Source organism: Xanthobacter autotrophicus, assembly GCF_030015065.1.
GTDB classification, from domain to species: Bacteria; Pseudomonadota; Alphaproteobacteria; order Rhizobiales; family Xanthobacteraceae; genus Xanthobacter; species Xanthobacter autotrophicus_D.
In genome coordinates, this window is sequence record NZ_JAIVFN010000201.1 from 1 (window position 1) to 4,335 (window position 4,335).

At 65.6% G+C, this 4,335-nt stretch carries 3 protein-coding genes and 2 pseudogenes; all 5 read right to left on the bottom strand.

Annotation, left to right across the window (positions count from 1 at the left end; translation table 11 throughout):
- Window positions 1–125 (bottom strand): annotated as a pseudogene (locus K9U40_RS22115) (ferredoxin family protein); the annotation flags it as partial.
- A gap of 109 nt (window positions 126–234) precedes the next feature.
- Window positions 235–1,542, bottom strand: a complete 1,308-nt coding sequence (locus K9U40_RS22120) for an FAD-dependent oxidoreductase (RefSeq protein WP_282892270.1) — start codon at window positions 1,540–1,542, stop codon at window positions 235–237.
- A gap of 12 nt (window positions 1,543–1,554) precedes the next feature.
- Window positions 1,555–2,664 carry an electron transfer flavoprotein subunit alpha/FixB family protein gene (locus K9U40_RS22125; RefSeq protein ID WP_282892271.1) on the bottom strand — a complete coding sequence of 370 codons (1,110 nt, stop codon included), beginning with the start codon at window positions 2,662–2,664 and terminating at the stop codon, window positions 1,555–1,557.
- Window positions 2,665–2,698: 34 nt separating this feature from the next.
- On the bottom strand, window positions 2,699–3,547 hold the full coding sequence (locus K9U40_RS22130; protein WP_282892272.1) for an electron transfer flavoprotein subunit beta/FixA family protein: 849 nt from the start codon (window positions 3,545–3,547) through the stop codon (window positions 2,699–2,701).
- A gap of 645 nt (window positions 3,548–4,192) precedes the next feature.
- Window positions 4,193–4,335, bottom strand: a pseudogene (nifH, locus tag K9U40_RS22135) (nitrogenase reductase); the annotation flags it as partial.

Below are 4,335 nucleotides of genomic sequence, written 5' to 3' on the forward strand. Positions count from 1 at the left end.
GCCTTGAGGGCCGGGGAGGGGGTGGTATGCGGGCGCACCTTGATGTGGGCGCGGCCGGCATCCACGAGATAGCGGTTCTGGAAGAGCTTGTCCTCGACGCGAACGGCGGGTTCGGTGGCGGCCATGGGGAAACTCCCGAAGGTTGGCGGCGGCGGATGACATCCGCCGCCTGGTTCCGAGAAACCTGTGTCTTTGAAACCTGGGTCCGAACGATGGAGCGCTGAGTGAAGGGTGTCAGCGCCAGGCGCGGGCGAGGCGGAAGGCGTCGCCGAACAGGCCCGCCCACGACCGCGCGGAGGTGAAGGACTTCACCGTCATCTTCTCCTTCTCCTTCTTCGGCGTGCCGTCGACACGCAGGAAGTTGTCCATGGCCTTGTTGACCAGCTGGGGATAGGTGAGGAAGAAGTTCTGCGACTGCACATGCAGAAGCTGAGGCATGTCCTTGTACTTCTTGAGATCCTTGATGACGAAGCTGTCGTCCAGCATCTTCTTGTAGAGCGACAGGTTGGAAGCCGTCATGGGATCCTTGCGGGACTTCACCTGGAAAATCGCCTCTGCAGCGATCCGTCCCGAGGTCATGGCGAGGTTGGAGCCCTCGCGATGAATGGCATTGTTGAGCTGGGCCGCATCGCCCACCACCACCCAGCCATCGCCGAACAGCTGGGGGATCGCCTTGAAGCCGCCCTCGGGAATGAGGTGCGCGGCGTATTCCTTCACCTCCGAGCCCTCGATCAGCGGGGCGACGGAGGGGTGGCGCTTGAACTTCTCGAGCAGCTGGTAGGGCGATTCCCCGCTGGCCTGGAAATCCGAGACCAGGCAGCCGAGGCCCAGCGAGATGCACTCGCGATTGGTGTAGATGAAGCCCATGCCGGTCATCCCCTTGGAGATGGTTCCGGCGGCTTCGATCACGACGCCCTCATTGCCCTTGAGGTTGAAGCGCTGCTCGATCACCTCCTGCGGCATGAAGTGCATTTCCTTCACCGCGAGGGCGACCTCGGTGGGCTTGGGAATCTTGCGCAGGCCGGCGCGGGTGCCGAGCAGGCCGGTGACGCCTTCCGCCAGCACCACCACGTCGGCGTGGATCTGGCCGCCGCCGCGATCGGTCTTCACGCCGATCACCTTGCCGTAGGCGTCCTGGACCAGCTCGGTCACCGTGGTCTCGCAGACGACGAGGGCACCGGCCTCACGCACCTTGCTGGAAAACCACTTGTCGAACTGCGCCCGGATGATGGTGTAGCGGTTCGGCTTTTCCTCGTTGAAGTCGTCGGAGCGATACTGCAGCCCGGTATGGGAGTTCTCGCCCATCATCCAGAAGCGCTGCTCGATCAGGTGCCGCTCAAGCGGAGCATCCTCCCGGAAGTCGGGAATGATCTTCTCCATCATGTCCGCGTAGAGAATGGCGCCCTGCACGTTCTTCGAGCCGGAATACTCGCCGCGCTCAAGCTGGAGCACCTTGAGGCCCCGCTTCGCCATGGTATAGGCCGCGGCGTTTCCGGACATGCCGGCGCCGATGACAATCGCATCGAACTTTTCGTCGATCATCGGAGCAATCCTTCAGCTGGCGAGCTTGTCACGGGAGTGGGCGGACAGGCGCTTGTCGAAGGCTTCCGTCAGCAGGGGCAGGAAGCGGATGGCGTCGGTCACGATGCCCACATGGGCGAAGTCGAAGATGGGAGCGTTCTTGTCGGTGTTGATGGCGACGATGAGATCCGCGCCTTCCACACCCACGCGATGCTGGATCGCCCCCGAAATGCCGGCGGCGATGTAGAGCCGCGGGCGGATGGTCTTGCCGGTCTGGCCGATCTGGCGGTCGGAGGAGACCCAGCCCTTCTGCACCAGCGGGCGGGAGCAGCCGAACTCGGCGCCCATGGCGGCGGCAAGGTTCTTGACCAGCTGGAAGTTCTCCGGCGAGCCGAGGCCCATGCCGCCCGCCACCACCACGTCGGCGTAGGCGAGGTTCGCCTTGTTGGAATCGCGATCGGGCAGGAAGCTCAGGATCTTGGTGACGATGTCGTCTTCCACCACGCCGAGCTTGTGCTCGACCACGCGGCCGACCGGCTTTTCCACGCGGATGGGCATGGACATCACGCGGGGGCGCACAGTGGCCATCTGCGGGCGATAGTTGAGGGTGTAGATGGTGCAGAGCAGGGAGCCGCCGAAGGTGGGGCGGGTGGCGGCGAGCGAGCCGTCGGCGTCCACGTCGAGCTCGGTGGAATCCGCGGTCAGGCCGGTGAGCAGGGTGGTCGCCACCGCGCCGGCGAGGTCGCGGCCCAGGGTGGTGGCGCCGAGCAGCAGGATTTCCGGCTTGTAGGTGTTCACGAGGTCCGTCATCGCGGCCGTGTAGGCCTCGTTGCGGTAGTCGGTGAGCACCGGATCGGCCACCACATAAGCGAGGTCCGCGCCGTAGCAGAAGGCTTCGGCCACCGCGCCGCGCACCGTCTCGCCTTCGGCGCCCAGCACCACGGCGCCGAGCTCGACCCCGAGCTTGTCGGCGAGCTTGCGACCCTCGCCCATCAGCTCCCAGGAGACGGGATGGACCTGGCCGCGCTCCTGCTCGATGAACACCCAGACGTGCTTGTACGCCTTGAAGTGTTCCGGCAGTTCCTTCTTGGTCGACGCGCGTCCGCCGGCGGCGGGGGCTGGGGGTGTCTTCGGCTCGCTCATGATGGTCGGCTCTCTGTTCTTTGGTCCCGGGCGATCAGAAGCCGCGCGCCAGCGCGGTCAGGTCGGCTTCGAGATTGGGCTGGCGGGCAAACACTTCCGCGATCAGGGCCTCGGCGAGGTTCGAGCCCTCGGGCGCCTCGATGAACTTCGCCTTCTCGGCGCGCGGGCTCGGCGCGAACACGCGCTTCACGATGGTGGGCGAGCCCTTGAGGCCGCACTTGCTCATGTCCTCGACGCCGGCCTCCTTGGCGCTCCACTTCACGATCTCGGCGCGGGCGGCGCGCAGGGCGTTCTCCATGGTGCCGCGGCGGATCTCGTTGGTGGCTTCCAGCATGGCCACGAGGCAGGGCAGCTTGCTCTTGAGCACCTGCGTGCCGCCTTCGGCGCGGCGCTCCAGGGTGATGGTGCGGCCGGCCGGATCGAACTCCGCCACCTTGGCCACATAGGTGACCTGCATCAGGCCGAGGCGCTTGGCGATGCCGGGGCCGACCTGCGCGGTGTCGCCGTCGATGGTCTGCTTGCCGGTGAAGACGAGGTCCGGCACGCCATAGGTCTCACCAATCTTGGTGATGGCGGTGGCGAGGGCGAAGCTGGTGGCGAGGGTGTCGGAGCCGGCGAAGAAGCGGTCGGTCAGGAGCACGGCCCGGTCGGCGCCGTAGGTGAGGGCCTTGCGCAGGGAGTCTTCCGCGGAGGGCGGGCCCATGGTGAGGACCGTGACTTCCCCGCCGAACTTGTCGCGCAGGCGCATCGCCTCTTCCAGGGCGAACAGGTCGTAGGGGTTGATGATCGTCGGCACGCCCTGCCGCATGATCGTGTTCGTGACGGGGTGGACGCGGATCTGCGCTGAATCCGGGACCTGTTTGATGCAGACGACAATGTGCATGAATTCGCTCCGAGCCCTTCACGACGGCTTTGCACGGAAGACTGGCAAGTGGCGTGCCAAGGCGGCCTGTCAGGCCAGTGTCATCTGTGAATCATTCGCATTGGCAATGGTTTGCGCAGTATTGTCGAGAACCGGCGATGCCTTTGCGCAGTCATCCTTCGTCGTGGATCTGGAATCTTGTCAGGAAGGCGACAGCTGCGCGTCGCGCCGCGCTGACCTGCGAGCGCCTCGCGATGACGCGTCGCAATTGCGACGCTCGCTTCGTTTTGTGGCCATCCCGGTGTCCGGAGGCCGACGCGGCCGGGGAAGGGCGCGGTGCGAAGGGCGGTGGATCGTGAAGGCGTGTCGCGTTTGATCCGCATCGGGGCAAGGCGTGACGCCTCGCGGGGGATCAGGGAAGCACGTGAGGAAGACCTCTTGCGGTCGCGGCGGACGGTGGCGGCGACTTTCGTCCTGCAAAAGGTCCCCCGCCCGAAGGCGAGGGACCGGGACGTCTGAGAAGTCTCGAGATAGGCTGTATGAAAAGGCGTATCGAAAAGGTCACGCCGGGGCCATCTGAAATATTCGCGACATGCCATGGGGCAGTCACGCGGCCCGGCGTCCGGGGCGACGGGCCGGCACGAGGCCGGCCCGCCTACGTCACGTTCAGCCGGCGGCGAGGTCGGCGGCGGTCTTGCCGACCTGGCTCTCGTCGACGGCCTTCATGATGCCGTGCTCCATCAGCATGTCCTCGAGCTCGTCCATGGTGATGGGGGTCGGGATGATGCCGTTGCCAGCGTTGTTGTGAA

Bases quoted from the DNA above. Each gene is read 5' to 3' on its own strand.
- K9U40_RS22120 (WP_282892270.1), bottom strand. From the start codon at position 1,542: ATGATCGACGAAAAGTTCGATGCGATTGTCATCGGCGCCGGCATGTCC.
- K9U40_RS22125 (WP_282892271.1), bottom strand. From the start codon at position 2,664: ATGAGCGAGCCGAAGACACCCCCAGCCCCCGCCGCCGGCGGACGCGCG.
- K9U40_RS22130 (WP_282892272.1), bottom strand. From the start codon at position 3,547: ATGCACATTGTCGTCTGCATCAAACAGGTCCCGGATTCAGCGCAGATC.